This is a genomic window from Psychrobacillus sp. FSL K6-1464, assembly GCF_038003145.1.
In the GTDB taxonomy this organism is placed as follows: domain Bacteria; phylum Bacillota; class Bacilli; order Bacillales_A; family Planococcaceae; genus Psychrobacillus; species Psychrobacillus psychrotolerans.
In genome coordinates this window covers 51,710-78,654 of sequence record NZ_JBBOOP010000002.1, presented here as the reverse complement: position 1 = coordinate 78,654, position 26,945 = coordinate 51,710, and the positions used below count along the sequence as shown (strand labels likewise).

37 protein-coding genes and 1 pseudogene are annotated in these 26,945 nt (G+C 36.9%); 6 read left to right on the top strand and 32 right to left on the bottom strand.

What is annotated here, in order from left to right; translation table 11 throughout:
- Positions 1–3: 3 nt before the first annotated feature.
- From MKX39_RS20160 to MKX39_RS20150, 3 genes are all read left to right on the top strand, one after another.
- The gene (locus MKX39_RS20160) at positions 4–930 is read left to right on the top strand and encodes a DNA adenine methylase (RefSeq protein ID WP_340771681.1); all 927 of its coding nucleotides are present in this window, start codon (positions 4–6) and stop codon (positions 928–930) included.
- A 413-nt stretch (positions 931–1,343) separates the two neighbouring features.
- Entirely contained in the window at positions 1,344–1,619 is a 276-nt protein-coding gene (locus tag MKX39_RS20155; RefSeq protein WP_340771678.1) for a hypothetical protein, read from the top strand.
- 47 nt (positions 1,620–1,666) lie between these two features.
- A complete protein-coding gene (locus tag MKX39_RS20150; protein ID WP_340771676.1) occupies positions 1,667–2,236 on the top strand; it encodes a DUF3267 domain-containing protein in 570 nt (189 codons plus the stop codon).
- 56 nt (positions 2,237–2,292) lie between these two features.
- On the opposite strand, the gene MKX39_RS20145 is transcribed toward MKX39_RS20150, so the two are convergent.
- Positions 2,293–2,556, bottom strand: a complete 264-nt coding sequence (locus MKX39_RS20145; RefSeq protein ID WP_445678054.1) for a hypothetical protein — start codon at positions 2,554–2,556, stop codon at positions 2,293–2,295.
- Between the two features lie 256 nt (positions 2,557–2,812).
- Between MKX39_RS20145 and MKX39_RS20140 the strand changes: the two genes are divergently transcribed.
- Positions 2,813–3,577, top strand: a complete 765-nt coding sequence (locus MKX39_RS20140) for a type II toxin-antitoxin system SpoIISA family toxin (RefSeq protein ID WP_340764899.1) — start codon at positions 2,813–2,815, stop codon at positions 3,575–3,577.
- Between the two features lie 46 nt (positions 3,578–3,623).
- On the top strand, positions 3,624–3,815 hold the full coding sequence (locus tag MKX39_RS20135; protein WP_340764897.1) for a hypothetical protein: 192 nt from the start codon (positions 3,624–3,626) through the stop codon (positions 3,813–3,815).
- A 431-nt stretch (positions 3,816–4,246) separates the two neighbouring features.
- On the opposite strand, the gene MKX39_RS20130 is transcribed toward MKX39_RS20135, so the two are convergent.
- From MKX39_RS20130 to MKX39_RS20110, 5 genes are all read right to left on the bottom strand, one after another.
- Complete coding sequence (locus MKX39_RS20130) at positions 4,247–4,807, bottom strand: hypothetical protein (RefSeq protein ID WP_340764893.1); 561 nt, start codon at positions 4,805–4,807, stop codon at positions 4,247–4,249.
- Positions 4,808–5,597: 790 nt separating this feature from the next.
- On the bottom strand, positions 5,598–6,098 hold the full coding sequence (locus MKX39_RS20125; RefSeq protein WP_340764891.1) for a hypothetical protein: 501 nt from the start codon (positions 6,096–6,098) through the stop codon (positions 5,598–5,600).
- A gap of 571 nt (positions 6,099–6,669) precedes the next feature.
- On the bottom strand, positions 6,670–7,077 hold the full coding sequence (locus tag MKX39_RS20120) for a hypothetical protein (RefSeq protein WP_340764889.1): 408 nt from the start codon (positions 7,075–7,077) through the stop codon (positions 6,670–6,672).
- A 130-nt stretch (positions 7,078–7,207) separates the two neighbouring features.
- Positions 7,208–7,597 (bottom strand): hypothetical protein, encoded by a 390-nt coding sequence (locus MKX39_RS20115; RefSeq protein WP_340771674.1) that lies wholly within the window; start codon positions 7,595–7,597, stop codon positions 7,208–7,210.
- Positions 7,598–7,711: 114 nt separating this feature from the next.
- Positions 7,712–8,218 carry a hypothetical protein gene (locus MKX39_RS20110; RefSeq protein ID WP_340771671.1) on the bottom strand — a complete coding sequence of 169 codons (507 nt, stop codon included), beginning with the start codon at positions 8,216–8,218 and terminating at the stop codon, positions 7,712–7,714.
- Positions 8,219–8,377: 159 nt separating this feature from the next.
- Here MKX39_RS20110 and MKX39_RS20105 point away from each other — a divergent pair, with 159 nt between their 5' ends.
- Entirely contained in the window at positions 8,378–9,442 is a 1,065-nt protein-coding gene (locus MKX39_RS20105; RefSeq protein ID WP_340764885.1) for a tyrosine-type recombinase/integrase, read from the top strand.
- Positions 9,443–9,628: 186 nt separating this feature from the next.
- Here the strand turns inward: MKX39_RS20105 and MKX39_RS20100 are convergent, their stop codons facing one another.
- The 26 genes and pseudogenes from MKX39_RS20100 to MKX39_RS19980 form a co-directional block, all read right to left on the bottom strand.
- Entirely contained in the window at positions 9,629–10,522 is an 894-nt protein-coding gene (locus MKX39_RS20100) for a hypothetical protein (RefSeq protein ID WP_340771668.1), read from the bottom strand.
- Positions 10,523–10,570: 48 nt separating this feature from the next.
- Positions 10,571–10,990, bottom strand: coding sequence for a hypothetical protein (locus MKX39_RS20095; RefSeq protein ID WP_340771665.1), 420 nt, complete (start codon positions 10,988–10,990; stop codon positions 10,571–10,573).
- Positions 10,991–11,067: 77 nt separating this feature from the next.
- Entirely contained in the window at positions 11,068–11,655 is a 588-nt protein-coding gene (locus MKX39_RS20090) for a hypothetical protein (RefSeq protein WP_340771663.1), read from the bottom strand.
- A 300-nt stretch (positions 11,656–11,955) separates the two neighbouring features.
- Complete coding sequence (locus tag MKX39_RS20085; RefSeq protein ID WP_340771661.1) at positions 11,956–12,258, bottom strand: hypothetical protein; 303 nt, start codon at positions 12,256–12,258, stop codon at positions 11,956–11,958.
- Positions 12,259–12,635: 377 nt separating this feature from the next.
- Entirely contained in the window at positions 12,636–13,712 is a 1,077-nt protein-coding gene (locus tag MKX39_RS20080) for a zinc-ribbon domain-containing protein (protein ID WP_340771659.1), read from the bottom strand.
- A 222-nt stretch (positions 13,713–13,934) separates the two neighbouring features.
- Positions 13,935–14,333: pseudogene (locus MKX39_RS22370) on the bottom strand (zinc-ribbon domain-containing protein); the annotation flags it as partial.
- Positions 14,334–14,545: 212 nt separating this feature from the next.
- Positions 14,546–14,776: a hypothetical protein gene (locus tag MKX39_RS20075; RefSeq protein WP_340764870.1), complete on the bottom strand. Its 231-nt coding sequence runs from the start codon at positions 14,774–14,776 to the stop codon at positions 14,546–14,548.
- A 73-nt stretch (positions 14,777–14,849) separates the two neighbouring features.
- The gene (locus MKX39_RS20070) at positions 14,850–15,059 is read right to left on the bottom strand and encodes a hypothetical protein (RefSeq protein ID WP_340764868.1); all 210 of its coding nucleotides are present in this window, start codon (positions 15,057–15,059) and stop codon (positions 14,850–14,852) included.
- Positions 15,060–15,122: 63 nt separating this feature from the next.
- Positions 15,123–15,347, bottom strand: a complete 225-nt coding sequence (locus MKX39_RS20065) for a hypothetical protein (protein WP_340764867.1) — start codon at positions 15,345–15,347, stop codon at positions 15,123–15,125.
- A gap of 58 nt (positions 15,348–15,405) precedes the next feature.
- Positions 15,406–15,606 carry a hypothetical protein gene (locus MKX39_RS20060; protein ID WP_340764865.1) on the bottom strand — a complete coding sequence of 67 codons (201 nt, stop codon included), beginning with the start codon at positions 15,604–15,606 and terminating at the stop codon, positions 15,406–15,408.
- Between the two features lie 166 nt (positions 15,607–15,772).
- On the bottom strand, positions 15,773–15,991 hold the full coding sequence (locus tag MKX39_RS20055; protein ID WP_340764864.1) for a hypothetical protein: 219 nt from the start codon (positions 15,989–15,991) through the stop codon (positions 15,773–15,775).
- A gap of 163 nt (positions 15,992–16,154) precedes the next feature.
- Positions 16,155–16,859: an RNase H family protein gene (locus tag MKX39_RS20050; RefSeq protein WP_340764863.1), complete on the bottom strand. Its 705-nt coding sequence runs from the start codon at positions 16,857–16,859 to the stop codon at positions 16,155–16,157.
- A gap of 36 nt (positions 16,860–16,895) precedes the next feature.
- Complete coding sequence (locus MKX39_RS20045) at positions 16,896–17,258, bottom strand: hypothetical protein (protein ID WP_340764861.1); 363 nt, start codon at positions 17,256–17,258, stop codon at positions 16,896–16,898.
- 184 nt (positions 17,259–17,442) lie between these two features.
- Complete coding sequence (locus tag MKX39_RS20040; RefSeq protein ID WP_340764858.1) at positions 17,443–17,625, bottom strand: hypothetical protein; 183 nt, start codon at positions 17,623–17,625, stop codon at positions 17,443–17,445.
- A gap of 95 nt (positions 17,626–17,720) precedes the next feature.
- Positions 17,721–18,596 carry a helix-turn-helix domain-containing protein gene (locus MKX39_RS20035; protein ID WP_340772033.1) on the bottom strand — a complete coding sequence of 292 codons (876 nt, stop codon included), beginning with the start codon at positions 18,594–18,596 and terminating at the stop codon, positions 17,721–17,723.
- A gap of 302 nt (positions 18,597–18,898) precedes the next feature.
- A complete protein-coding gene (locus tag MKX39_RS20030) occupies positions 18,899–19,879 on the bottom strand; it encodes a DHHA1 domain-containing protein (RefSeq protein WP_340771657.1) in 981 nt (326 codons plus the stop codon).
- A 167-nt stretch (positions 19,880–20,046) separates the two neighbouring features.
- Positions 20,047–20,631, bottom strand: coding sequence for a hypothetical protein (locus MKX39_RS20025; RefSeq protein ID WP_340771654.1), 585 nt, complete (start codon positions 20,629–20,631; stop codon positions 20,047–20,049).
- An 83-nt stretch (positions 20,632–20,714) separates the two neighbouring features.
- Positions 20,715–21,164: a hypothetical protein gene (locus MKX39_RS20020; RefSeq protein ID WP_340764852.1), complete on the bottom strand. Its 450-nt coding sequence runs from the start codon at positions 21,162–21,164 to the stop codon at positions 20,715–20,717.
- A gap of 158 nt (positions 21,165–21,322) precedes the next feature.
- Positions 21,323–22,624: a sigma-70 family RNA polymerase sigma factor gene (locus MKX39_RS20015; RefSeq protein ID WP_340771652.1), complete on the bottom strand. Its 1,302-nt coding sequence runs from the start codon at positions 22,622–22,624 to the stop codon at positions 21,323–21,325.
- A gap of 287 nt (positions 22,625–22,911) precedes the next feature.
- On the bottom strand, positions 22,912–23,148 hold the full coding sequence (locus tag MKX39_RS20010) for a helix-turn-helix domain-containing protein (RefSeq protein WP_340764848.1): 237 nt from the start codon (positions 23,146–23,148) through the stop codon (positions 22,912–22,914).
- 191 nt (positions 23,149–23,339) lie between these two features.
- A complete protein-coding gene (locus MKX39_RS20005) occupies positions 23,340–23,555 on the bottom strand; it encodes a hypothetical protein (RefSeq protein ID WP_340764846.1) in 216 nt (71 codons plus the stop codon).
- A gap of 25 nt (positions 23,556–23,580) precedes the next feature.
- Positions 23,581–24,321, bottom strand: a complete 741-nt coding sequence (locus MKX39_RS20000) for a hypothetical protein (protein ID WP_340771649.1) — start codon at positions 24,319–24,321, stop codon at positions 23,581–23,583.
- A 32-nt stretch (positions 24,322–24,353) separates the two neighbouring features.
- Positions 24,354–24,935 carry an HD-GYP domain-containing protein gene (locus MKX39_RS19995; RefSeq protein ID WP_340764843.1) on the bottom strand — a complete coding sequence of 194 codons (582 nt, stop codon included), beginning with the start codon at positions 24,933–24,935 and terminating at the stop codon, positions 24,354–24,356.
- A gap of 264 nt (positions 24,936–25,199) precedes the next feature.
- Entirely contained in the window at positions 25,200–25,676 is a 477-nt protein-coding gene (locus tag MKX39_RS19990) for a hypothetical protein (RefSeq protein ID WP_340764841.1), read from the bottom strand.
- Positions 25,677–25,967: 291 nt separating this feature from the next.
- Positions 25,968–26,501 carry a hypothetical protein gene (locus MKX39_RS19985; protein WP_340764839.1) on the bottom strand — a complete coding sequence of 178 codons (534 nt, stop codon included), beginning with the start codon at positions 26,499–26,501 and terminating at the stop codon, positions 25,968–25,970.
- 27 nt (positions 26,502–26,528) lie between these two features.
- On the bottom strand, positions 26,529–26,909 hold the full coding sequence (locus MKX39_RS19980) for a hypothetical protein (RefSeq protein ID WP_340764837.1): 381 nt from the start codon (positions 26,907–26,909) through the stop codon (positions 26,529–26,531).
- Between the last annotated feature and the right edge of the window lie 36 nt (positions 26,910–26,945).

The following is a 26,945-nucleotide window of genomic DNA, read 5'->3' as shown; positions in this document are numbered from 1 at the left end:
GAAATGGATACGGTGAATAAACTTGGCTTTTGGTGTGAATGGTGTGATGGATTCACCTATTTTGAGGAAAAGATGAAGGAAAGACACCGCTTTACATTGATTCTGGAGGACAAAGAGGCTGAGAAGCCTAAAGTCGGAGCAATGCCTATCAAACTGAAGAAAAGCCTCTCACCACTTCGTTATCCGGGCGGTAAAACGCGGTTGGTAGACTATCTTTACAAACATTTGCAACAAGAGAATTCAAAGACCCTAATTTCCCCGTTTACCGGTGGCGGATCTTTCGAACTCGCGATGTTGGATGCCGGTGTGGTTGAACAGTTGCACTTAAATGACTTGGATTACGGGGTGTATTCGCTTTGGTGGACAATGTTACATGCACCGTACGCTCTAATAGATAAGCTTCAGCGAATTCAACCAACCCATGCGGATTACTTTAGAGCACAAGCAATGATTAAGCAGGATTATCGAGGATTAGACGCAGTGGATGCTGCTTGGGCAACACTTTTGGTCAATCGGACAGCTTACAGCGGAATAGTGAAAGCTAACCCCCTAGGTGGAAAGAATGGAACGAAAGAAGCGTTGCTCTCCCGTTGGAATCCGAAAGCTCTAATCGAGAAGATTAACCATATTCATTCGCTATCAGATCGGATTCAAATAACGCAAGAGGATGCAGCTGAATTGATTGAAGAGTCCTATTGGTTAAGCAACGCAACCATCTTTATAGACCCTCCATATGTTGAAAAAGGGAAGGATTTGTACCACTGCTATTACACGGAAAGAAATCATGTGGAGTTATCAACATTGTTGGACTCTCTGCATCAAGGGATGCCAGGTGCGGACATTGTCGTCACCTACGACTACAATGAATGGTTACAGGCCATCTATGAGTATCCAGAAACCGTTGTGATAGGAAGAAACTACAGTATATAGAAGTAAAAAAAGAAGGCAGAGTGGGGGATATCCATTCTGTCTTTTTATAGGTTTTGATTGCCTTAGTAAGCTCGGGAAATATATTCATAGCCTATTAAACAGAGATAGAACTGTTTAAAAGAATAATTCGTTTTCATTTGTATATGATGTCTTAGATGCAAAGAGGTTTCGCATTCTTAGGCGTACGGCCTCTAGAAAGCTGATTAATCATTGTAGTGGTATCAAAAACTAGAAGTAGTTAAAAAAGGACGTTCAAACTGCTTAATTTGAAGGTCCTTATTCTGTATACGAAAAAGTCTTGTCTATCTTTCCTTATGAGAGACTTGATATTAGGTGCATCACTGTAAATCCATATCAATATATCTTTAAAAACATATAATGCAAAAACATTAGAGAAGAACGGGGGAAATGAAGTGGACGGTTTATTGATTATTGGAGTTTTTATATTGGTATTTTTCTTTGCTTCTGGTTCCTTTATTGGTTCATATTATTTTAATGCGGCAAAAGATGGTAGTGAATATTTCTTGAAACGCTATAAAATATTTAGAATTATGATTATGCCGATCATTGGGTTTTGTGGCTTGTACATCTTTAGGGAATCCAAAGATGTCGATGGTATTGTATTCATGTTAATTTCTGCTGGTTTTTACACATCAATCCTACTCCTCAAGATATTTAAGAAAAAATAAAAAGAGAATCCCTAAGTATTAAGGGCATGAGAGGAGAGAATATATGTATGGGGGGATCCTTTAAGGAAATAGGAGTCATACAGAGAGAGAATGGTAAGATGTCCATGGCTCTAGCTATCGGAGTCTTTATTACTATCGTTATTTGGTGGGTTACGGCTAGTATTCAACAGGTATCGTTTGGTTCCTATCTACAGCCTGACAAAGTAATTGAAACGATTTTTATCATCCCGACAATGCTGTTTTTATTGTTAGTGCATGAGGGTATACATGTCCTATTTTTCTTGATGTATGGGAAAGGAAAGGCAAAGATAGAGGTGAAACGAGAGCGTAGCGTTGGTGCAATCATTATGCACCAGGTCAATCCCGAGGTCTATTATCGACGGAACGAGATGTTAGTAATTTTACTAGCTCCTCTTGTAATAATAACAGGTGGATTGTTAATGCTTGACCAGATAGTTATGCTCCCATTCTTGCTTATGACGAACATTTTATTGAATTCCATCGGGAGTTCTGTGGACCTATATCTCTCTTATCAATTGTTATTCAGATATAAATCCCAGCATTTCATTAATTTCGATACGAAGGAACCGATACTCTATATTCATCAGAAAATATAACGGACTTAAAAAGCATCTTCCATTTAAAACGGAGGATGCCTTCTTCTATTAGTTTATTAAGCTCCGGCAATTATAATCAATAGCCAAAATCCGAACTTATACATAATGGTAACCGAACCAAGAATGACTCCAGTGATAGCAGCCCCTTTTTTCTCATTACGCATCCACGCAACTGCTCCTAAAATTATGGCTAGAAACCATGTCGGAAGTAAAAACCACCCAACTATTGGTATAAGACCTAACACTAATCCAACAATTCCAAGAATTAAGGCTGCAGTAGCTAATCCACCGACTTTGTTATCGTTATTCTCCAAAAACACTTCCCCCTTTATCAGTAGTAGTTCATTGTATGCATAGAGCACCAATTGCAATCATTTTGGATACTTAACCCCTACGAATGAAGTCTCGTTCGGACTGGAAGTCTAGTCATCTTTGTTTATAAAAATATTTTGTTCGAAAGAATCGAAGAATGATAGAATAGAAAGCATGTAAATGCTTACAATATAGTAGTTCGAAAAGAAAGGAAGCGATAGCTACTTATAAAGGAGAAGGATATGAAGAAGGGAGAGCGATGACATGATTCAGATTTTCGCAGGGGTATTAGCTATATTTGTGCTAGCTAGTTATATAGTGTATTTTTTCATGACTGACAAGTACAATTATAATGTTCGAAAGTGGAGAAAAGGATTGTATACCCTATTTGTACTAGGATTGATGGTTGCCTTGTTTTTTGAAATAGTGGGTATAGAGGATTGGAAAGATCTATTGATTTTGGGGAGTTTTGTATTCTTGGCAGATTTGGGAGTTCTCCTGACTCCAAGTGTGTCTAAATTCTTGAATACCGAGTTTGAATATGAGAGTTATGTGGAAGAAGTAATTAAGAACAACAATCAAATCAGAAACGGAAATATGCAACGTGCCAATTACATGTCTACTATGATACAAAATATAGACGATTATTTTCATGGGTTCGTCCTTACAAATGACCAAGAGCAGTTGGAAGAATACCTAAGAGTTTATACTGAACATTTTGGACTTAAGGTTTCTCTCTTTCTTATAAATTTTGGTTCTAGCAGTTCATTGGCGGATGATATTAAGCTGTCTCTTGACACAATTGAATTAAATTATTTGTTGGATTTGGGAAATAAGAAGGATAGTTTCAAAAAAACGCTTGCGAAATCAGAGATTGTTTCAATTGAGCAACATGGAATTATGATTGTTCCGATATTAACACAGGGTTACGCAATGTTAGCTGTATTAAGATCTGGAAGAGGCGAGGTTTTAGAGATAGATTCCACGCATATTGTAAATCTGACGTATCTCTATTATAATTTTACCTAAATATGCTATAATAGTAGAAAGAGTACAGATGAAGGAGGAGTTTTAGATGACGAAAACAATGCAAAGACCAACAGAAACTGCCCAAGGAAGAAATATCAGTAATGTTACAGTAGCTGAAAAACGTCGGAATTCCGTTAGACCTCTTCAAACGACTCAGTTATCCGAAAAATCAGCTAGTCGATTAACTAGAAAAGTAAATGCTTTAAACGAGAAGATTTTAGAGTATGTAAATAAATAATTTTTGGAAGAAGAGGGTGCACTTCATGCATCTTCTTCTTTTTTTTTGTATAAATTGTGGTTCATTGGTAAATGATGCTAGAAAAAGAAAAAGGAAGATGCCCCATGAGAAAAGCAACGGATAAGAAGAAAGTTACCCCATTAAAGGTGACTCAATTTAAGGGAGAAACAAAGATGGAAAAGGAAAACAATAAGCTCCTTAAGATGTTGAAAGAGCGTAGGGGATAATAAGACCAACAGAAAGTCTACTTAGAAGCAGTATTTTTGTTTTAGTTAATGATACACTACCACTCATAATAGATGATTAATTGGGATTGTTATTAACAATAACGTAAAGTATCCCTATTGTTATGGGGAGAAATACGTCATTCCCAACAAAACAAACAGCACCGGATACATTAGTGCTGTTTGTTTATATCTAATTTTGACTATTTAGATGTTTAAGTCAAAAAGATAAACATCTACCGAGGTAAACATTTTCTCGAAAACAACTAACAACTTATTACCGTTCAGAAGAACTTTTTTTACATGGCTCTTTTTATAATTCTTGAAATCATTGCTTGATGTTCTAGTAGTCGCTTTATTTTCATTTTCAAAAGCGGAAGGCGTGTCTGATTCTATTTTTTCATAGAAGAACCAGATAGACTCATCATAGACACTTACTCGAAAGTTTTCGTTGTCAATAGTAATAATAGCATTACCATATGGTCTTTCTACGGTTTTTCTTCCGTACAGTTCTTTATACTGCATCGTATGTGATGAAAGTAACGGGATATGGTGATATGTCATATGGCTAAACTTTTTCATATCACTGAATGCGTTAGTGTTTAGCAATGCTCTAAATCTTTCATAGGAAAGGGGCGTCCCTTCAAAATTCTCAATCAATTCTAAGATATAGTCAACTTTCTGTTTTCTTGGCAAGTTGTCGGGATTGAATTTCTCCAGCGTATCAAGTTTTTTCTCGTCTTTAAATAAACGTTTTAGCAGACTCATGTTGTTTTGTCCTCTCTGTTTTTCATTAAATGACGCACAAGGTTAAACGCTCCCTATTGTAAAATATATTTTACTATTGTGTTACGCTACTGTCAAGCTTGTTTTTGTTCGTCGGATAAGAAGAATACTTAAAGTTCATATGCATATGATGGGTTAGCTGGCTTGTTGTAAGGACAAATAATCAATATGTCGACCAAACACTTACAAGACATAGCCATGGGAAAGGCACACCTACTCAAATCCATGTCAGAATGGATTTAAAGTGCTAGGTTGTGGAAACCTCATCTGTCCGAAACTCCACATAAAAAAACGACCTCTAATAAGGGTCGTTTTTTTATGGAGTCTAGTTGTGAATATGCTCCAATAAAATATTTAATCGTGGAGTGTGTCGTAGGAATTAGATTTTTGTTCTAAAGGAAAGGAAACGAAACGAAACGCAACAAGAATAACTAAAAGTGTTTTAGATAAAAATACAGAGCTTCGTAACATGACAATTTTGTTCTGAGAATAAGAACGCAATGGAGAAATGGTATTTATTAGGGTGCTTTAAATTGACGTTGAGAGCTCGATATTTGTCGAACGGTGGAGCTACATATACGTAGAGTTGCCTGAGACGATTATTAGTCAAGCTTATAATTGGTCAAAACGTTGCTATTACTAGCGTTAAAGAGGATTTATGCGATATAAAACTTTGCAAATCAGATAAACACATGCAAATTGTGGAAATAGAAATAAAAAGACACCATCAGTCTGAAATCTGAAATGGTGTCTTTTCTAAATTGGAGAGTATTCAAAATAAATCTACATTAAGGTCTATGTCTAGTTGTTCCGGGGCATTAATTTCTGTCGTTATATCCTTGCCAACCTGAATTCTGGCTATTCCGGATGCGATATCGACAGCTATTTCTGCACTATCAGAAAGTTCAACTTTTTTTTCTTTCTTCCAAACCAAAGTGCTCTTGAAAAAGTTCGCATTTTCTTTGATAAACAGGGAGAAGTCAGCGAATGGGGAAGTTAAATAGGATAATGAAGATAAGCTAATCCACAGAATCAAACGCAAAGGCCATGTTATCAACCATGCAGCGGCTAATATAAGCTCCAGGATAAACATAGACAGTGCAGAGACTGCCTCTATCAATGAGTCTAAAAGATCCAAAGCTATTCCTACATATTTATATTTTCTCAACACATCTAAAACATCTTCTATTTTATCAATGCAAATCATGGGTAACATCAGTATGCAAGCGAGTATTTTTACTAATAAATCCATAGCAATAGATACTAGTCTCATGGTTTTCATCTCCTTAAATATACTTACTACATAATACGCAAAACTAAATATTGTATTCATGATATGCAAGGGATAGGATGGTGTTCGGGAAAATTCCCGAAAGTTATATTAGAATAACATTTAGAAAAGATAACATGGTAATATTCCATTGATTTAGCATCGTGATTGCAAAGTCTGGATTTTGGACAACGATTTATCACGAATTTTTCGTCCTGTCTCCGAAAATCTACAAAGCCTTGCGGCATCTATGTTTATTCGTAATTTTTTGGACTAAATTTGTTACTGTGTTTTAGGAATTGCCTGGTTTTTAGCAAGGAACGGATGGAGAAAAGGGGACATTTTGAGCGTCCTTGCAAAATCTTTAACTATTCCAAAAAGATATGTTTTCGGAATAGTTGGGTGTATACTTATTTGACTATGCAAAAAAGACCTGATGATTCTTCAATTGGAGTGCAAGTCCAATGAAAAGTTCAACAGATCTGTTTGTCATAACCGATGTATGGTTGGTGTATCCATGGAAGCGAAGTGTTTGTCGGTTATGTGGTTTCATTATGAGTTATTCTCCAGATTTTTATACTAAGACAAGTTCTCTATCATTAATTAACTTTCGAAATGTTCTAGTGTTTTTTACCGTATATCCTGGAACCACTCGTAAATATAAATTATCCCGAATAAGATGATCGCCATCTTGATCTACTAATGTAATTTCTAATCTGCAAATCTTCTGGGATAATTTGATAATATCCTCCTGAATTGAAATATAACTTTCATTGATGGCACCATTGATTGTTTGCCATTGGTCATTATAGCCGCGAGTGTCTTGCGTCGAATACAACAAATATCGATGCGTTTGCAACTCATTGATTGTTTCCATCAAGAGCATTAAGTCTTCTTGTTCGAAACCTTTTGTTGCGTTAACCAGGATACCAACCGCAACAATTTCTTTTTCTTTCATCGATAAGACTTCCTTTCCATTCATAGTGTCTTATCTTATGCAAAGGTTCTCTACTCAAAACCTTATTTATGGTCTATGAAGTCGCATCATTAGCAAAATATGAATGAAAAGCAAATAAAAAAGACCATTAAAGGTCTTTTTTTAGTCACGTTATTCAAACTATCCCGATATCGCCAGTTCCTATTTTTATGTTATTTAACAAAAGGAAGCGAGTAAGGAAATTAAGAGCATCTTCATGTTCATTGTCTTTATACAGAAGTTTATTTTGTTTAGTTTTTGCTTGAATAATCGCAAGTGTTCCGTTAAATTCTTCAAACTCTAAGCAAACAATCGGCCTATTTTGTTTACTGATTGTTGCCAAAATCAATTTTCCATCTAATGCTTTTTGGTCATAAAAACCTGGTAGACTTAGTGCGTTTTCCATTAATAATCCCAAATATTGAATTTCTCTTGCAGTATTTAACAGTTCGATTTTAAATCCGTCATTTTCCTGTTCTGTAAAGATGGCACGTACTTCTGGCGAATAGTTTATTGTTTTAGACATGTGATAATTATCCCCTTTTATAGTTCGATGTTGGACATCGCCTTTTTATTTTGTAACGGTCCATTATATACATGAATTCGTTATTCAATTACTTATTACTATACAAAAAGAGACCTATTGAGGGTCTCTTTGGATTTTTTCCCATTCAGCAGCTGGCATAAGACTGTCTGTTATGAGCGAAATGTTATTTTTCTGCATGAACTGAGCAATAAATAAAATTAATCTCGAGTCATTTTCACTATTTATGTTTAATCGTTTTGATTTTGTGATGACTCTCGTCAGAGCTAACCTTCCAAATAGAAACTTGAACTCCAAACAGACAATTGGATGTTTACCTATGTCCAAGGTAGCCATGATAACTTTACTTTCTAGAACCTCTTCTTCATAAGGGAAAAGTCCCTCATGCATATATAATTGTAGATATCGAAGTTCTTTTATTGTCTGCAACAGTTCGATACTTAGTCCGCCTACTTTTTCTCCAGTAAAAATAGTACGAATTTCTGTCAAATAGGAAATATTGTTTGACTGTTGATGCTCTTTCATTTTTAGCGATTTGATAACGACATCCCCTTTTAATTTTAAATATGTAGTATTGTATGCAATCTTATGTGCCTCAATCACTTCTAACTAATCTGAAAAACTCGTTTTTTGGATTAGATAGCAAATATTTACTATAAAGTAATATTTTACTTGCATTATTATTTCCAATATATTACAATTAAAACAGGCAGGAGACCCCCTTCCCTGCCCCACTACCCGAATGAAAGTGAGGAATTCATCATGAATCAAGAAATCAACCAAGAAGTTCGGGAAAAAGTTCGGGAAAAATCAGAACTGTTACCAGACTTCGCTGTAGACTGCCTCTTTTCTATAGAAGCAGCCAAGTCCCCTAAAACCCTTTATGAATATACAAAAGACTGGCTTCTCTTTTTCGATTACTTAGTAGACATGAAAAAAGTAACAGCTCCCTCCTCTAAATATATAACTGTAGAAGATTTAGAAAAAGTAAATGAGCGTGATCTTCTTTCTTTCTTTGACCGCCTTACGAAATATGTAAGAAAATTTGAAACAGCAAGCGGGAAACCTACGGAACAGACATTCAAGAATGGTCCTCAAGGAAAAGCACGCAAACTTGCCAGCATTCGGACATTATATCAATACCTAATCCGACGAAAGTTTCTGTCGATAGACCCTTCTGTCTATGTAGAATTCAAGATACCGTCCAAAAGCAAGATCCGCAACAGGCTAAGTCCAAATGAAATACAGTCCTATTTCCAAGCAATACTAGGAGATGTAGAACTCACAAAAGCAGAGCAGAAGTTTCATGGCAAAGTAGTCGAGCGTGATTACATTATTAGTCTTTTCCTTGCCTATATGGGGCTTCGCGTAAGCGAACTTGCTGCTCTAGACATTTCCGACGTCACAATCAACCAACAGGATGATCAGTCACACATCATTGTTACCCGTAAAGGTGGAGACGAGCAATCCATTGCGATGCCTGAGCAAATCATCGGAGATGTTGAGGGGTTTATAGAGGTGAGAAAAAGTATGAAAGACATCCCAAAATCAGAGAACGCCCTCTTCCTTTCATTACAGAAAAAGAGGATGAACAGTCGTACGATACGCCAAATGATTGAAAAATATAGGATGCGTGCAGGGATCCAAAAGACTGTCACACCCCATGTGTTCAGGAGGACGTTTGGAACCAAACACTACAACGATTACGGCGATATGTACTTGACCGCACGTGTACTTGGTCACTCCTCAGCAGAGACGACGAGAAAGCACTACGCGGATCCAGATGAAAGTAGAGAAAGAAAATCAATGACCGGTTTTAAATATTGAAAAAATATAGGAGAAATCGTTCATAATTTGATTGCAAAACACAGCATAATAATTCATACTAAATTTATTCCTTCTGTTTTTATAAAAGCTCGAATCGTTTTAAGCGGTTCGGGTATTTTTATATTTTCGAACTACTGAAACAGAAAAAAAGCCCCCGCATTATCTGCGAGAACCTTATCTATGCATCTATTCGGAAAGTACCGTTAGTTGCTCTGACAATTCCTTATATGATGACCGAGCCGTTTCATAAGTGATTTCCTTTAACAATTTAGAAGAAAGAGTACCTTTATGCTTGTTGATTTCTTTTTGTCCTTCCTCTGTGGTTAACCATTGATTTATCTCTCGATGTTTTCGATAGCTAGGACTTGATTCTTCATCAATCGCTTTATACCTTACATCATATGCAGCCGATTCTGAACGATTTTGTAAACGCTCATCAAATGACCGAATTTGGCTAAGAATGTTCTGTTTCTTTAGTTCAAAGAGACTTGGAACGCCTCTAGTAACGCTAATACTCATGCCAATATCCACTGGTCGATTATCCATAACGCCTAAGTCCGTCCATTTTTGTTCTCGTTCTTTCCAGTCATTTTCCGTTAATCCTTCCAGCCTGTCGACATTGTTCCAATAGCCATATTCCGAAACGCCAGGAGTCTGTTCCCACAGCTTTCTGATCTCATTGTGCTCTGCATACAGGAGTACGTAAATACCTTCTTCTGCAGGGAGTAAGATTAATTCGCAATCGAGGTCAATTGCTGGATCTCGTTGCTGCGTTTCTTGCATACGTTGATACCTGCTTTCGATACGTTGGTAGGATAACCGGAGCGGATTTAGTCCTTCAAAGATACTCTCTCCTTTTCCTTCCATTCCTCTGATGTCTTGAAGATGTTGTGCAATAAACTTCTCTTTGCCAAGTATCGCGAGATTGTCTATGTCGGAAACTACTAGATTTGCGATATATCGCTCATACAAGTCCTTCCTTAATTTCTCTGAAACTGACTTGAAATTAAGAATAAATTGATTTAACTCCTGAAGATTCATTGCTGGTAGCCGATATCCGTTGTATATTTTTGTCGACATGTGTATGTCCCCCTTTTAATTAATTTCCTTAGGTAAAGCGTGAGAGGATTACAAATCCTCTCTACCAAAAATCTCACGAAAGACGCTTTCTACATCAGTTGGATCTTCGATATAAAAGTAAGGTTGTGGGTCGCATGGTCCGATATGACCAGCAAAATAATGATGACCATTTTTATCTTTTATCAGATACGAATATTCAGAGCCTTGTAAATCTTCTTCTATCTGGTCTTTATTAGGAAACTCTAATATTTCATAGCTATATTGATGTTTTTCAATCGTCCTTCCAAATAACTCCGCAATAGCAAATCCTTCTACCATCGAATCTTCTGGCATTAATTTGTACAGCGTTTGAGTCAATTCCTCTTTAGGCTGAAGATTTTTGTCAAAAGCTACAGTAACGTAAATATAGCCTTTCTGTAGTAAAATTCCACCTAGATAAAGTTCGTTTGTTTGTATGATTGCTCCCATTATAATTCCTCCTTGAGTTCTTTGTATTTGATGACCTCATCATAAAATTCGTTCAATACCATTTAGAGTCTATCAACTTAACTCAGCAGGTCTATTCGGAATAGGAAATCCGCATCAACAGAGAAGTGTTGTTGTTTAGGAATCACTTCTACTCCAAACGAATCTTTCTTCTCGCCTACAGTTACTTTGAAGTTGTTGTCAGAAGATAAAAAGAAGCCGATGAATTTCGATAATGAAAATGCTCCTTCACGAAATTGATAAGATTCTTCATTAGAGAACTCACCGTTTGTACAAGAGTCGGATTTTTTAACATACACCCCATAATGCTTATTCGATGAAGCTGCATCATCCACCAATGCTTGCATGGTAACCAGTACGTTTTCAAATTCGAAGAAATCATACATTTTACTTTCTATGTTTTCGATAGAAGCAACCTTCGCTTTGTAAGCTGCTAATTCTTCTTCAATGATAACTAGTGCTTCCTGTGACATGCCGTGTTCCCCCATGATTCCAGTGATATCTTCTGCGATGAAGTCTGCATTAAAAGAGCCTATTTTGTACTCTTTATCTCTCACTGCAAAATCAATTGTGCTAACGACTTCTTTTCTAAATTCCTCTACTGTGCTCTTTACCTCTACTTTAATGTCTGTAATATAATTAATCATTTGAATTCCTCCTGTTTTATCTAGATTTCCTTTTAATAATCCTTCTGTTTCTGTCGCCACTTCACTTTTTATACCAGTCCATTTAGATTCGATATGAATCCCTCCATTTCCAGATGTTCTGAAGAACGCCTATTATTTATTTATGACTTAGCATTATAGTCGTAGCTTGGTAGAATAATTCATGGACGATGAAACGATTTTGTTCTAGTGATATAGACGGATTGATTAATGTTATGAAGTGAACCAGAGAAAAGAAAACGAAAAGAAAAGCCATCTCCTGAAAGATGGCCCATCGTGTTATCAGTCTTTGATGTTTAATCGCTTCTTGAAGTACGCAATCTCTTCTGGAGTGGATCTTCGTAGGTTTTTGAAAGAACCAAAATCTTCAATGGTTCTCGAAGAGCTATAGCCGTCTCCTTTACGCTTCCAATTCACGTACCGAACATTGCCCAGATATTTCTCTCGAACCGTGCCAATCTGCATAATCCAAGACTCATCTCTTGGGTACACATCATTAGGGGGACTGACCATTGTCCAAAAATCACCCTCTCTTACCTCCACGCCATGTTCATTCATAACCGAACATTTAGTTGCTGTTGTCATCTTAACATCTCCCTTTTCATATCATTTGCCTGTCCAACAATAATCCAGCAGTTGCTCCTGTGTAAGCTGCTCGTAAAGCCCCTTTTTGACTGTTGTTGCTCTATCATATGGGGTGCAGCCGGACATTATGCGGTTTGTTTTGTTCTAGGGATGTTCAATCACTTTATTTTGGGACTATTTTCATTTTGGAGGCTTGTTTTAAATTTTAATTTTTTTATATAATCTGTCGGATAATCTGTTGTATGGATAGCGGAGCAGAGAAAGATTATTGCGGGTTCTAGTTCGGACAGCATCTGCATGGAGGAATTCTTCGGGTTAGGAAGTGAACTGCTGTAACCCACGTAAAAAAGCCTGCAGCTGTGTGCAGACCTTGGGTATTAGGATGCTTTTAGTTGTTTGCGTTCTGTTTTGCAGGAGGCACAACCAGCGTGCCCGAGTTTCCCAGAGCTCGTTCTTCGGATGACTGGGGCTTTCCAACTAAACCCGTGCTTACATTGCCACCAAACCATCTTGTTGCTACCAACAGACACTTCGTTTGGTCTCAGTTGACCATTTTTCTCCCGATGCCATTCCTTACTGATTTCTGGATATACGACAGCTAGTGCTCGTTCTGGCACCAACTTAATCCCGGAGCAGTAAGGACAACCGACACCATATGCTCTACTGTACGCATTGGCCTCCCACTCATGCTCTTTCTCACATAGCCACCATACCTTTTTATTGCTTTTGGCGGGCGTCTCCTCTGCTCGCATTGTTCCGTTCTTCACTGGGTGCCATTCTTTAGCTATTGCTGGATATAGAAAAGATAGACTTCTATCTGGGGTTAATCTTTGACCTGCACAATAGGGGCAACCTCTACCACTTGTTCGGTTGCTGATGACCGCGTCCCATTCATGCCCTTGTTCACACTTCCACCAAACTCTTTTTCCATTTCGTGCGGATATTTCGTCTGGTTTCAGCTCTCCATTTTTGGAAGGATGCCACTCGATTGCTACGAGGGGGTACAGGGAGGCTAAGGAATGCTCCGGAGTAAATCTTCGACCGGAACAATACGGACAGCCATCCCCCGCCTGTCGCCTATTAGCCGAAGCTTTCCACTCGTGTCCTTGGCTACATTGCCACCAAACTTTCCGATTGCTTCCAAACGTGATATTTTCCGGGCTTAATTTCCCGTTTTTCGAAGGATGCCATTCTTCAACAAACTGAGGATGTGTGTGCACGATTGAATTAGCTCGAGCCAATTCCTCGATAAGTTCGTAGATGTGTTCTTCATCTGCTGTGACATCTACTTTGGGCACCCATTGACCTTCTATGACCGAGTCATCCATGATCTTGGTGATTGTGTCGGACAGAGTGTTGTTCTCATCCAAACAATACAGCAGTGTGGCTTCTCCAACAGGGTTGTATGTAGGGCAATCCTGTTCCCGCACACGTATCAATTTGGTTGTAGGCATGTGTTTCGCCAGAAGTTCATCCTTTTTCAGATCTCTTTTTAAGTCCTGGTGATAATAACTCCCATCATATTCTATAGCGAGATTTAAGGAAGGGATAAAGATGTCTATACTCATCCGAGAATGAGGTATTGGATACTGACGTTCTGCGTCGGGGTGCAGGCTATGGATGTAATAATAGATACATAGTTCGGGAAAAGATGTTTGCGTCCCCTCGTTGCATTTGGGACAGCCTCTCCCGCGTGTTCTGCTCCCAACTGCAGCCTTCCATTCGTGTCCCTTGTAACATTCCCACCACACTTTTTTATCGTTTCCAAATGACACTTCGTCTGGTGTGAGCTCTCCGTTTTTTGATGGATGCCACTCTTTTAGGAGCTTTGGATAACGGAAAGCCAAGGTGCGTTCAGGAGATAACTTGTGCCCGGAGCAGTAGGGACATCCACGCCCTGACGTTCTTTTTGCAATAGTAGCCTCCCACTCATGCTTCTGTTCGCACTGCCACCAAACCCTCTTTCCGCTTCCATAAGAGAAATCTTCCGGACAACTACCTGCATTGTTGGTCGGGTGCCACTCTTTTACAAGTCTCGGATATTCTGCCAGCGATTTCTTCTTTAAACTTTTCATGTATAAAGCCCTCCCTTGCTTGATGCGTGTTGCATCGTATGCAGGGAGTCATTGGATTACCGTTGTTTTCAGCTCTAACAATTCGAATGATAATTCTTTTGTTCTATGTAAAGAGAATACAAAAAAACCACCCATATATATGGATGGTTACTTTATCTTCAACTACTTAAAACTTTCCTTTTTACATACCTTTTTACTATTGAGTTCCTTTTTTACAGTTTGACAAGCGTTTCCTTCCTAAACTCCAAACCCTTCGCAGCAATGCACATGACTACAAATCCTAAAATTCCTACGACTATTGCTTTTATTGCGAATGGAAATAACCAAGCAAACAAAGCCCAACCTAACGTAACTTTCCCCAATGCTAATGCAACTCCAACCGCAATAGCTGCTGATGAAGCAATTATTACCCAAAACGCAATTTTCATTATAAGATCTTTCATTAAAATCTCTCCCTTTAAATGCCTTTTTACTTTCTGTATGGCTACGTACCTTTTTAATTAATTTCTATTTAGCTCACCATTTTTCTAGGGCTTTCATCGCGATCCATCCTGAAACAAAACCAATAAACCCAAAGATCATCGATTTTATTGCAAATTGAAACGACCATGAAAATATAGCCCAACCTAATGCAACTTTCCCAAAAGCAAGTCCAACTCCAACCGCAATAGCTGCTGATGATGCAATTATTACCCAAAACACAATTTTCATTATAAGATCTTTCATTAAAATCTCTCCCTTTCTATAGCTTTCTATGCCTTTTTACTTTCAATTTACCTTTTTATAAGATTAATTTTCTTTTGCGTCCCAAGGTGCCCAAAATTTCATAGCTACACACGCAAGTACAAAACCTACAATTCCAAATATTATTGACTTTATTGCAAATGGAAATAACCATGAAAGTAAAGCCCAACCTAACGTAACTTTTCCTAAAGCTAATCCACAACCAACCGCAATAGCAGCTGCAGATATAATTAACGACCAAAATATAATCCACATAACCAAATCTCTCATCTAAATCTCTCCTTTTCTATATTCCTACACTTTTTCCGTTTCTATTTGTCCTTTTTTCTTACCAAACACCCATTTGTTTTCCGATTTTACAATACGCAAACAAAAAGCATGCACATAAAAGTAAAATTGCTATTCCATTTTTCAGTAGAAACATACTAGGAAATATAGTGACTATCACAACAATTCCTAATACTACAAAAAATGTAAGCATTGAAAAAACAAAACCAATAAATAACCAGCTGTTGTTCGCTTCTTTCATTTTGAAACCACTCCTTTTTAGATAATTCCTTTTTATTTAGCCTAAGTAGCCGCCATGTTTGTTGAAGATGTTGTATTATATTCAAAACCACCCAGCTTACTACTTGGAAAACCAAGCACAAAAAAACTCCTTAGAGAAGGAGCGTTGATGGACCTATTTATTAAATTTATAAATCGTAGCTAATATCAAATTTTGATGTGATCCAACCGAACAGAATAATATAAAGAGCACCTAATATTGTCATTGGAATAAAAATAAAGAATAAAATTATGGGATAAGAAATGAAAAAATATCCAAAAATCATACTAATGCCAACCCCAAACGCTCCTGTTGCTCCAAATAGCAACAATAGTAACACTTCCTTATCTAATGCCCAGTTTTTCATTTTTACTCTCTCCTTTTCAAGTTTGAATTTTACTTGTTATATTAGTCATCTTATTCAAACGGTTTATTGATTAGAACAAGTTCTTTACTCACAATTAATTAATTGAAGCAAACCAACAAAAAAAACCACCCCCTCTAAGGAGATGGTCAGTATATCATGTTAATTAAGCGATTTGTCCGTGTTTACGCATCATATCAAAGAATATTTTGTCTGGTCTGATATCTAAAGCTTGCTTCGCTAAACCGTCCGCAATCTCGTTGAAATCGTCACCCGTATGAGCATCTACTTTGCAGAATTGGACACGCATCTGAGGATTCTCTCTAAAGAACTTCTGACACCAGTCGTAATAGACTTTAGAAAACTCGTTTGATCTTTCCCATACTCCAAGTGCATGTAAGGCAACTCCTTTGTAATCGAAGAATATGATGATGTCTTGAGCATTTACCGATTTAGCATATGTCATAGCCTTCATTGCTCCAAGTAATTCCCCACCAATTTGTTGCATTGCTGCTGCTTCTTTATTTTTTCCAGCTGTCTTTTCCAAATGTAGGATCTTGCCGTCTAACACATAAACTATGCCACAGCTATAGTTATTCAGTTCAGAAGATGAAGAACCGTCAACATAACAATGAATTGCATCCACGGGAAGTTCATCTTCCCCCTTGACTAAATAATCTTTGGACTTAATATAAGCTAGAGCGTCTTTCTCATTCTTAAACGACTTATATTCTGGGGATACGCCATGTACCGACTTGTTAATACCCACGACCAGTTGTTTGGCAGCTTCCCATTCTGTTTCAATCTTTGCAAATACCGCTTCCTTTTTGTTTAAATCATATCCTTTTCGTATCCCATACCATTTACCCATTCTTATTTCCTCCTCTTGTTAGGTTCTAAACAATACTCATTTGCTTATCAAAATCCGCATGACGGGAATCGATGCGAAACCATCCCGAACATAACTGTGGAATCGATGCCATCCATCAATAAGCCATTCGTAATCATCTTCCACATTTTCAAAAACGGGATATTGTTCTTCGTGACACGGAACATCTCCATTTCGCAAATATTGTTCATGATATTCGTCGAAGTTTTTATAGCTTTCTTTCAGCTCAGCAAACGACATGCATCTTTTTTTTGCTTCTTCTACAGTTATCCATTCTACTTCATACTTCACGTCGTTATAATGCTTCTTTTCCAGATACGGAAAAGCTTCTACGGATTCTATTGCTAGTAGTGGCAATTCTGAGTATCTGTAAATAACCATTAAAGTCTTCCCTCCTTAAATAGAGGTTTTTCGCCTCTCCCTTTCTTATGAAATCCCATCATTATATGCATCAGGCTTGATATTGATAAGGCGAACCCTGCATTACCAAAGGGAATAAACACTCCGCTTTAGACAGAAAAAAAAGCCCAAGGAAGATCCCAAGGACTTTAATCTAGAAAAGAAACTATTCGGAAACGGACTCGAAACTAGCAGATATTGGCATTGTAACAAAGCCTGCATCGTTTAAAATCGAAAAATGTTTCGCATAACGTCCCTCGACCACTTGCTTCACCTCGTAGATTGCTCCCGCGGTTACTTTGTCTAATCTACAGCTACTTTTTGCTCTTAACTTCATTCCTTCTACCATGGAAATCGCTCCTTTTTAAATAGAGATATTTTGTACCTCAACCAATTTGTGTGGTACGCTCTATCATATGCGGAACTCTCTTTTTGATTACTAGACTACTCCAAATAGAATTTCTTATTTTCTTTAATAGATTGAATATAAAAAGGTAGCTCTTGGAATTCAAACATAAACAAAGTTTGTTGATATACATCTTTTATTTCTGCATGTGGAGCACCTTTTTTTTCTAGGCATTGTCCTTTATAGTATAAAAATTGTCCGACCAGAAAGTAAAAGGAAGTTGTTTTTGATTGTTGTATTCCATGATTGGCGGTTTCTAGAGCAGCATCGTAGTCTTGCATGTCATATAGTGTTTTACACTTATTGTATAGTACAGCTATAAGTGTTTCGTGTATTTTGAAATCATTATAGTTTTTATGTGTATGTTCCTTTAAAATCTTATTGTAGTAATACAGGCTCTTCTTCGTCTCACCAATTTCCGAATAAACATTCGCAATGGAATTTTCAATCTTGATTTGTAGAAATCTGAATTGAATCGTTTGCTGATTCGATGTAATTAAGCTTTCTTTTAGCCCCTCAATACATTCTTCTCCAGTAATTCTTCTAAGATTGTAGCTAGCAATTTTTAGCATGTAATTAGAATAGGAATTTAACCAAACATTATCCTTATCCAGACTTTCTTCTTCTATCATTGAAATAACCATTTCATAGTTTTGCTCTTTTAACTGAAGGTCAATATTCTTAATTAGTTCCTCATTATCTAAAACATTTTCATAAAAGAGCATTTCAATAAAGTATTCAACAGGAACTTTTAATTTAGATGCAATTTTTAATAAAGTATCTATAGCCGGAAAAACATCCCCGCCCTCTATCCTGCTGATTGTGGACTGAGTGCAAATTCCTGATGCTAGATCCTTTTGGGACAATCGCATTTCACTTCTGAGCCTAGCGATCTCAACTCCCAGGTATTTCATTTCCAACAAAATCACCCCATATATAGAAGTAGACATGAAAAATCAATAAGTGTTTTATCACAATGGTTTTTGCCTCTATATGGAATTTTTCCCTAATCACAGCGGCCAAAACTGATATTAATTGTTCATCCCTAAGTTATTGATATTATCATATTCTTAATAGAAAAAATAATTATTGGTACTTAATTAATAATTTCAGAATATTCTTCATTAAAACGTATGATATCACTCGTAATTATGTTAATTAATACATATTTTATAGTAAAAAAGACTCCTTTTTATAGGAGTCATTGGTTCAGGTATTATGCTATTAAATTTAATGTATTAAGAGCTGGTTTTACATATTGCTGAATGTTTTCATCGGTAATAGCACATCCTGCAGCATGTGGATGACCTCCACCTCCAAATCTCTTGGCAATGTCTACTACTGGAAGTTTATCATCCTTCGATCGGAACGACAACGTTCCTTTTGTCAGGTTGATGAGGACTACATAGTCTAAATAATCTCGAGTTTCGGCAATAAAGTGTCCAACCTCGGAGTGGTACTGTTCGCAAATCACGACAGCTACATGCTTGCCATCCACTTTAATTTCCTGTGCATAGCGATTTCTTTCTCTTAAATAGTGATAAATACGTTTTTCTTCTATTTTTAGCAATAATTCGAACTCTTTAGTAAAGACAAAACGTTTCTGTTTTATCATATGTCGCACCAATTCGAGATAAGCAGAAAAACCTATAAGATAAAACAGGTTATTTAACCGTTGCGGCTCGACATTTCCTTCTCTTTTCCAATCCCAAGTATCCCAAGAACGAACATTCTCAACGAATTGCTCTAAGGACTGCATAGATAGGTGTGATAAAACTCCAATTTTCATTAAAAAGTCTGCGTATAGGCTTGTTCCACAAGCAAAACGCTGATTTGCCATCACTGCAACTTCAGCCCAATCATAGTTGTTCAACTCGATTGCTGATAGATGATGATCAAACATTAACACATCTAATTTCGCAATTACTGCTACTTCAATGGTTTCAGCTACTTTTGCAGAGGGAGAAATATCGGTAAGAATTAATAAATCATCTTCTTGCATCTTTTCTAATAGAACAATAACTTCTTTATCTACTTCATGATTTCCTACAGCCTTATACTCCACGTTTGGAAATGCCTCTAAGGATAATGCAATTGGAGACAATCCGTCCAAATCGTTGTGAGAAAGGTGATATACCTTTCCTTTTCTCTGTTGTAAAGAATGAACCTTTTTACGAATAGTTGGTGTGATTTTCATATAAATTCCTCCTGTTTATATATTGAGGTACATCGTCCTCATCCTGTTTATTTGTTACCATCTATCGTATGCGATAGAACATTTCTTTATAACGACAAAGAAGCAGGACCACCACTAAGGCGACTCTGCTCCCTTTAACTAACCAAATATTAGTGAAACGGATGAATTTAAATAACTCCTTCCCGAAGCTCTTTCAATTTTTCGAGAATTTCTTTTTCTTTTGTTAAAGAAGAAAGTATTTCGTTTTCCTTCATTCTTCTCGATAAATCTTGATTAGTCTTCACTATTTTAATTAAAGGTTTCCATTCCGCCACTAAATGTTCTAACAAATCATATATATTCGTATACAATTGGTCATTTTCATGCATTTGATGGAGAATTGCTTCTTCTAGACTATTTTCCACAATACGCAATGTCTCCGCATAACTAATGAGAATTTGCCTGAATGCTTCTCTATGACTTTGCCCATTAAAATGCACATAAGTGCAGGCGGTGTTACATAGCCATTCAACCTGTTCTAGCAGGATTTTCACCGACTTGCTGGTGTATTCAAAGCTATTGTTTTCGACGAATTGTCGAATTCTAGAAAGGGTATCGTAGGCTTCTACCCAATCAGGTTTGGGTTTGTGTTTCGGTTTTTTAAACTTCTTTGAGATAAATTTTATTATTCTTACATAATCTTCCGTTATGACAAGGTATAACATCACAAAGAATAGTAATATTCCTAGTATTATTAATAGTACTTCTCCCATTTACAAGTCAGCTCCCTTTGTTCTCATCCTTTTTAGTTGTATATCAAAAGAGAACCACCCGTAAAGGTGGTTGACTCGTATATTTATTGCTGTTTCCCTTCGATTACATACTTAATATCACGTACAAAGTCATCATGGTCATGAGCCATATAGCCACTCCCAAGGATAACAATCGTCTCTCCTGAAGAAGATTCAATACACGACCCATAATAACCATCAGACATCGTATTTATTTTTATATCATTCACTATATAAGAGGCAGTGTCACAGCCCAATTCTTTATCAGTAATCTTTTCACTTTCGGGATAAGTCAATTCGTCTCCCTCTAGTTTTAACTGTTTCGGCTTTCCGCCAGGTACAATATGAATGATGGCAGTTGTCTCATTCTCTTCTTGTTCGAAAATAAGGTCAACTGACACCTGTTTAAATACCTTTTGAATGGTTAAATGCGGATGCAATGAATTCCCTTGCTGATCAAAATAACTTTCGTCTCCGATAACTAATGCTAGATCTCTAACCTTTTGTTTACTCATATTCATTTCTCTCCTTTGATAGCTCGATGCGAACATCGTCCATTTATTTAGGTACCGTCCATTATATGCAACCTTCCCCTAAATCATTAATAATCTAGGAACAATTTTTTCTCGTAATAAAAAAGCCCGCAACAATAGCAGGCTTCTTTCCACTAACTTTAAGCTGTCTTTGCTAAATATCGCTTGGTTATTTCACGAAGAATAGCACGTTCTTCCGTTAGCTCTTTCTGAAGAGAATCTACCTCAGACAATGCAATATTTTTCGCATTCTGGATTTTATCCAATTCATCTCTCATTTTACTCATTTCCTCCGTCAGATTGGCTATCAACTCGTCTTTTTCCTCTATAGTGAACTTTTCTGATGTTTGTTTATTAGCTACTTCATCGGTTACCGCTGACTCATTAATTTTATCATCGCTCATACTCACGCTTTTCTCCTTTTCTTTCGCTTCTACGCTAGGATTAAATCCTGCAGATGTGGGAGCCACATATTCAACGTGCGTTTCGTTTTCTGTTTGGCTGTTTGCTTTTGAATTATCTTCCATTGGCAAATTCAACTCCGGATGCTTATAATTAAGATTCGTTTTTGGGGTTCTTCTCTTCCCAGGATTTTTATGTTTCTTGGTTAAACCGTTCACGCTCTTGAATTGATAGACTGACTCGACCGACATGTTATATTCCAAAGCTATACGTTTGTCTTTCCATCCTCTCTCTCTACATTTCTTATAATTACTTACGGTTAATTTGGACATATCAATAACTTCCTCCTCCATATTTTCTATTTCTTGTTTATCGACGATTCCAATTGCTAAAAGTCTTTTTGCTTTTTCTTCTCGTTGCAAGAAAGCTTTTTTCATCTTTTGCTTGATTCCTTTTCTTGTCCTAGAAATATGGGTTTGTGTATATCCCATTTGTATACCTAATTGTCTTTGGTTTAGACCATCCTTTCCATGAAGCATATTGTGGAAAACTGTTAACTCTACTGGTTTCAATGTGTTTTGAGCAATATCAATCATTTCTTCAACCTCTGCACGATTAACAAGATCCCTTTCTATGTCTACTCTTGCATCTGGAACAAGGTCTTCTACACGAAGTTCGTTCCCGCTGCTATTATCTGAGTGAACGATAGTTTCAAGGCTTACTAGCAGATGTTTGTTCTTATCTTTGCGAAGTTGCATTAATATCTCATTATTAATAACAGTACTGGCATAAGTGGCAAATTTTATTTCCTTATCTAAGTCGAAGCTTCGAATAGCTTTCATCATTCCAAACATGCCTAGCGAATGTTTTTCTTCTATAGTAAGATGGGGTGTTTTGAATTTATTGCAGAGGTAATAAATGAACTTATCATTGTTACGAATAATATCATCTTCGATATACCGCTTATCTTCCTTAGAAGAACACTCCATATATGCTCTTAACATTTTTTCATTGTCCTCGTACGCTCTTAATTTAGTCACTCTTCTCCCCACCTTTCTCCTACTAATACATCTAGACAACCTTAAATCTAATTGATTCTCCATTACTTGTTGGTCTATTTTAGTTAAGAAGCAGAACAACTATAACGATTGCATCGTCGAACCCTGCGGAATAGAAGAAAAAGCAACTTTTGTTCGGAAGAGAACAGCATTCACTAGCTTTCTCTGAAGGGTCCAGAGGTATAATGACTAGGAAAATGGACAAAAAAAAGAAAGCCCTCCTGGAATGGAGGACCTTCTGATGGGCCAATAGTTATTTCTCTGTTTACTTATCTTTCCTTTAACGAAGTAACGAAATAATCGATGGGGTATCCTAGTGCATTTGTAATCTTTCCCATTTGCTTATAATAAGTAGAGGCATTTGGACTGTTCCCTGTTAGTATAAGGTTCAATGTAGGTCGAGAAACTCCCGTAGCAGTTGAAAAAGATGATTTTGAATAACCTTCTGACAGTATATAGGCTAATAAATGTTCCCCAATTTTATCCCTGTATTGATACAATTCCATAAATTTATCCAACCCCTCTCCTTCATATCATTGTTTTAGTTTATTATACAAAACTGCATAAGGGTGCGACAGCACATATTAAAAAAAATCACACCTGCGTCAACAGGAGTGATTTTCTGATATCGATTTATTATTCTTCGTCTGTTAAAAAGATACTTTTAATTCCACAATTGTTCAGCATTTAAAAGAATCTATCCTTCTGTTTCAACCTTGTCGTCTTCGGTTACATCCCAGATATAGACCTCACGACCAGCAATGAGCTCGTCGTATTCGCCGTTTTGGATATTCACTGCGACTAGTTCACTTGCTGCTGGAGCATTCTCTGCCTCTACCACTACAGTCTCTACTTGGATATCTCTCTCTTCCCATGTTTCGGACAGATCGAGTGCGATATTATATTGATTCATTGGACACCTCCTGAGTTATTTTCCTTTATACCTCTAGCTCAGTTTCTAGATCTTTATCTAATTCTAATTCTTCCCCAGGCTCTTTCCTTAAGGCTAGCTCTCGCTCCAACTCTTCTAAATCTACTTCTAACTCAGCCTCCTCTTCTTCCTCTAGTTTCGATGCTTCAATTTGCTGTAGAATATCCGTTACTGTATCTGGTTTAACTTCTGCAAATGTAATTCCGCCGTACACATAAGCATCTTCTGGATGTACATCTTCTTGATATACAGTAAGCAATTCTTCTTCCATCATGCCTTCTGTATCATAGTCTACAATTGTTACGTCTACCTCTTGGTCTGCAATTACACTTTGCACATTTCCGCCTACGATTGTCACAATTACTTTTGCTGGTTGATTTTCCATTGTAATCTCTCCCTTTGATTTCATGTATTTTCCTAATAACTGCAATTGTTTGATTTCTGCTTTCAAGTGCTCCATTTGTTCGGCGATAAAGGAATCTTCCACAATATAAATATTTTCCAACTCGAACAATTCTAGATCCTCCATACCATGTGACGATTCTTTTAATTCTATAGGTACTCGGTACACATCATCTTTTAGCGTAAAACAAGCCATTTGACCAAGCTTCAAGAAAGAACCTTCTAGCAATTCTTCTAAAATAGAAACGTTGTACTTATTCACCCAGTAATTACTTTCCGAGCTCATATCCATATAAGTGGATTCAATCTTTTCTACCAGTTGTTCGTACGTTAAGGAATGTTTCATGTTTTTCTTCCTCCCTTATCCATTTTTATTTTTTAGCTAATCATTTGAGCATATAGCTCATCTTCTACTTGGAAAAATGCGGACACAACTTCTGGACAGAAATGCGTACCGGTATCTTTCTTAATGATGTTAAGTGCCGTTTCCCTTTTTAATGCTGGACGATACGGACGTTCGGAAATAAGTGCATCATATACATCAGCAACAGATATAATTCGTGAAAAAACATCGATTTCTTCTTCTGGTAGTGAATGTGGATATCCTTTCCCATCAACTCGTTCATGATGACTAAGAACTGCCTTGCGAACATTCTCTGGAAACAAATTTTTATCCAACATGTTGTAACCATGAAGTGGATGACCTTTCACTATTTGAAACTCTTCTTCTGTTAGACGACCAGGTTTATTTAAAATCTCTAGTGGTACATAAATCTTTCCTATGTCGTGAAGACGAGCTGCGAAATAAATCATCTCGACGTCTTCTTCTGTAAAGTTCATTTCTCTTGCGATTTCTGTAGCAACATTAGCTACATGATTAGAATGATCAGCTGTGTATCCATCGTATGCTAATAAATGTCTATACATTTGTTCATAACGATCCCTTTTGATTGATTTCATGAGAAACCCCCTTTTTTGTTAAGACATAACATTGTATGCAGGCTCCTTGTCCTTCATAATAATTCCTCTATGTACTGTGTCGTACGTTGTTCGGAAGTAAACGAATAAAGGAATTCCATAAGAAAAAGAGATCCTATAAGGACCTCCCAAAATCATTTGTAAAATTATTGACAGAAAAAACACCTTAGCTCTCTTAGGTAGGAGCTTAGGTGCTTTACTTTAATTTTCTAATAAAGGTAGCAATCCTGGTTCCTCTTGGTAGGTTTAATCTACTTTCTTATCTCTCTTTGCAATAAAATGATAAACACTTCCTGCGTTAGAATCTGATGGAGCTGATGGATTATTAAATTCTTCCCAAGCATGACTAAAGGAACTTGTAACCATATCATGTAATTCAAATAATTCATCATGGTTATCTTTTGTAGAAGCTGATTCCGTATCAAGACTCAATTCTTCAATTAAATTCAGAAAATCCATAGTTTCGTGTTCGTTATAAAGACCGTAAATATCCTTAATCATCCTATACGCTAAGATATTTGGTATACATTCATTAATGTCCATCAGGAAGATGAATGAATCTTTATTATTCTTGTGGTATACCTGCACAAGATCAATTTCATGTTTATGAAAAGCAATCATTATATTATCCCTTAACATATTTTCATTAAAATAAAAGACACAATCCGTTCCTTCTTCCGACAACATGGATAAACCGTTAATAAAGGACTTCTTAATTCCCATTCGACATTCAACTCCTCTTCTTATTTTAGTAGTTTCCTTTTTCACTAGTTTCTAATCATTTTTTTGTTAATTGAAGTGCTTGTAATTTCTTTCGAATGCGAGTAATTCGACCACAGAATTCAAGAAAGGGTGCGGCGTAAAATTACTCAGTGTCGCTTGGGGATATCCATTTTTATCATCCTTCCTAATTATAAATAATCCTGTGTTTCCCTTAAGATTTATTTATGATATGCATTACTTTTATAAAAACATCAAAAAAAAGGCACAACCAAGTGGCAGGCCTTTACTAAATTATTTCGTGTTGTTGTCTTCTTCATCTTCAATCAGAATAATTTCAACGCTCTTGATACGAACGTCTGAATATTCATAGTTCCCATAGTCCTTATAGGTAGCGAAAACATCATATACGCCATCTCCAAAGCCTGAACTAAAAGCTACTGCTAATCCTTCATTCCCCATGCGGTAAGGAAGTGAACCAGCTTGGTTTTCACCTAGCGTAATATCCGAGATCTGATCATAAGTACCTGTTGTTTTAATAAAGCTAACAACTTTTTCTTCAATTGATTCCATCGCATTTTTTAGAACCAATAGAGACAGCTCTTTTGGTGATTTACTCGAGAAGCGAAGGAAATAACTAGATAAATTAGATTCGATAGCAATGCCCTGCTTTGTTAAGATATCGGCTACTTTATCTCCACCTGCTCCCCAAAACTGAATCCCGATTTCTTCTCCATCATTTTCCCACTGTGATTTGATGTAGGAAGGATCCATCACCATTAATTGTCCTGAATCTACCCCTACGCGTCCGATTAATTTTCTTTCCATGTTTAACTCCTCCTCTTTCCTGTTTAGTTATGCATTCGCCATATGTTTAGCAGCTTCTTCATTGCACATATACGAACCTAATCTCTCGATAGCTTGATCCAAGCTAAACATACCCAGTACGTAAAGCTCTCTTATGGTATTAACTGCTGGATGTGGTCCATCAATGTGAAATTGCTCTAACGATTTTTCATCCATCGCATAAAGTTGACCATTCTCTGATACAACCCCACCTTTTGCAAGCCAACGAACCATTCGTTCCTTTTTACTTAGAATGGTCATGCTTTTCCCTCGGAAAACAGCAGCCTCTTCTGGTTCTTGTTCAGAAATGAACAAAGCATTTGGTTGAAGAGAAAATGATGGCATTTCACAACTGACACAATGTAATCCTGCGAATATTGCTTGTTCCATATTTATGCACGCTCCTTTTCATCATCACGCATTTGT

Bases quoted from the DNA above. Each gene is read 5' to 3' on its own strand.
- MKX39_RS20160 (WP_340771681.1), top strand. From the start codon at position 4: ATGGATACGGTGAATAAACTTGGCTTTTGGTGTGAATGGTGTGATGGA.
- MKX39_RS20150 (WP_340771676.1), top strand. From the start codon at position 1,667: ATGGGGGGATCCTTTAAGGAAATAGGAGTCATACAGAGAGAGAATGGT.
- MKX39_RS20140 (WP_340764899.1), top strand. From the start codon at position 2,813: ATGATTCAGATTTTCGCAGGGGTATTAGCTATATTTGTGCTAGCTAGT.
- MKX39_RS20135 (WP_340764897.1), top strand. From the start codon at position 3,624: ATGACGAAAACAATGCAAAGACCAACAGAAACTGCCCAAGGAAGAAAT.
- MKX39_RS20130 (WP_340764893.1), bottom strand. From the start codon at position 4,807: ATGAGTCTGCTAAAACGTTTATTTAAAGACGAGAAAAAACTTGATACG.
- MKX39_RS20125 (WP_340764891.1), bottom strand. From the start codon at position 6,098: ATGAGACTAGTATCTATTGCTATGGATTTATTAGTAAAAATACTCGCT.
- MKX39_RS20120 (WP_340764889.1), bottom strand. From the start codon at position 7,077: ATGAATGGAAAGGAAGTCTTATCGATGAAAGAAAAAGAAATTGTTGCG.
- MKX39_RS20115 (WP_340771674.1), bottom strand. From the start codon at position 7,597: ATGTCTAAAACAATAAACTATTCGCCAGAAGTACGTGCCATCTTTACA.
- MKX39_RS20105 (WP_340764885.1), top strand. From the start codon at position 8,378: ATGAATCAAGAAATCAACCAAGAAGTTCGGGAAAAAGTTCGGGAAAAA.
- MKX39_RS20100 (WP_340771668.1), bottom strand. From the start codon at position 10,522: ATGTCGACAAAAATATACAACGGATATCGGCTACCAGCAATGAATCTT.
- MKX39_RS20095 (WP_340771665.1), bottom strand. From the start codon at position 10,990: ATGGGAGCAATCATACAAACAAACGAACTTTATCTAGGTGGAATTTTA.
- MKX39_RS20090 (WP_340771663.1), bottom strand. From the start codon at position 11,655: ATGATTAATTATATTACAGACATTAAAGTAGAGGTAAAGAGCACAGTA.
- MKX39_RS20085 (WP_340771661.1), bottom strand. From the start codon at position 12,258: ATGACAACAGCAACTAAATGTTCGGTTATGAATGAACATGGCGTGGAG.
- MKX39_RS20080 (WP_340771659.1), bottom strand. From the start codon at position 13,712: ATGCCTACAACCAAATTGATACGTGTGCGGGAACAGGATTGCCCTACA.
- MKX39_RS20075 (WP_340764870.1), bottom strand. From the start codon at position 14,776: ATGAAAGATCTTATAATGAAAATTGCGTTTTGGGTAATAATTGCTTCA.
- MKX39_RS20070 (WP_340764868.1), bottom strand. From the start codon at position 15,059: ATGAAAGATCTTATAATGAAAATTGTGTTTTGGGTAATAATTGCATCA.
- MKX39_RS20065 (WP_340764867.1), bottom strand. From the start codon at position 15,347: ATGAGAGATTTGGTTATGTGGATTATATTTTGGTCGTTAATTATATCT.
- MKX39_RS20060 (WP_340764865.1), bottom strand. From the start codon at position 15,606: ATGAAAGAAGCGAACAACAGCTGGTTATTTATTGGTTTTGTTTTTTCA.
- MKX39_RS20055 (WP_340764864.1), bottom strand. From the start codon at position 15,991: ATGAAAAACTGGGCATTAGATAAGGAAGTGTTACTATTGTTGCTATTT.
- MKX39_RS20050 (WP_340764863.1), bottom strand. From the start codon at position 16,859: ATGGGTAAATGGTATGGGATACGAAAAGGATATGATTTAAACAAAAAG.
- MKX39_RS20045 (WP_340764861.1), bottom strand. From the start codon at position 17,258: ATGGTTATTTACAGATACTCAGAATTGCCACTACTAGCAATAGAATCC.
- MKX39_RS20040 (WP_340764858.1), bottom strand. From the start codon at position 17,625: ATGGTAGAAGGAATGAAGTTAAGAGCAAAAAGTAGCTGTAGATTAGAC.
- MKX39_RS20035 (WP_340772033.1), bottom strand. From the start codon at position 18,596: ATGAAATACCTGGGAGTTGAGATCGCTAGGCTCAGAAGTGAAATGCGA.
- MKX39_RS20030 (WP_340771657.1), bottom strand. From the start codon at position 19,879: ATGAAAATCACACCAACTATTCGTAAAAAGGTTCATTCTTTACAACAG.
- MKX39_RS20025 (WP_340771654.1), bottom strand. From the start codon at position 20,631: ATGGGAGAAGTACTATTAATAATACTAGGAATATTACTATTCTTTGTG.
- MKX39_RS20020 (WP_340764852.1), bottom strand. From the start codon at position 21,164: ATGAGTAAACAAAAGGTTAGAGATCTAGCATTAGTTATCGGAGACGAA.
- MKX39_RS20010 (WP_340764848.1), bottom strand. From the start codon at position 23,148: ATGGAATTGTATCAATACAGGGATAAAATTGGGGAACATTTATTAGCC.
- MKX39_RS20005 (WP_340764846.1), bottom strand. From the start codon at position 23,555: ATGAATCAATATAATATCGCACTCGATCTGTCCGAAACATGGGAAGAG.
- MKX39_RS20000 (WP_340771649.1), bottom strand. From the start codon at position 24,321: ATGAAACATTCCTTAACGTACGAACAACTGGTAGAAAAGATTGAATCC.
- MKX39_RS19995 (WP_340764843.1), bottom strand. From the start codon at position 24,935: ATGAAATCAATCAAAAGGGATCGTTATGAACAAATGTATAGACATTTA.
- MKX39_RS19990 (WP_340764841.1), bottom strand. From the start codon at position 25,676: ATGGGAATTAAGAAGTCCTTTATTAACGGTTTATCCATGTTGTCGGAA.
- MKX39_RS19985 (WP_340764839.1), bottom strand. From the start codon at position 26,501: ATGGAAAGAAAATTAATCGGACGCGTAGGGGTAGATTCAGGACAATTA.
- MKX39_RS19980 (WP_340764837.1), bottom strand. From the start codon at position 26,909: ATGGAACAAGCAATATTCGCAGGATTACATTGTGTCAGTTGTGAAATG.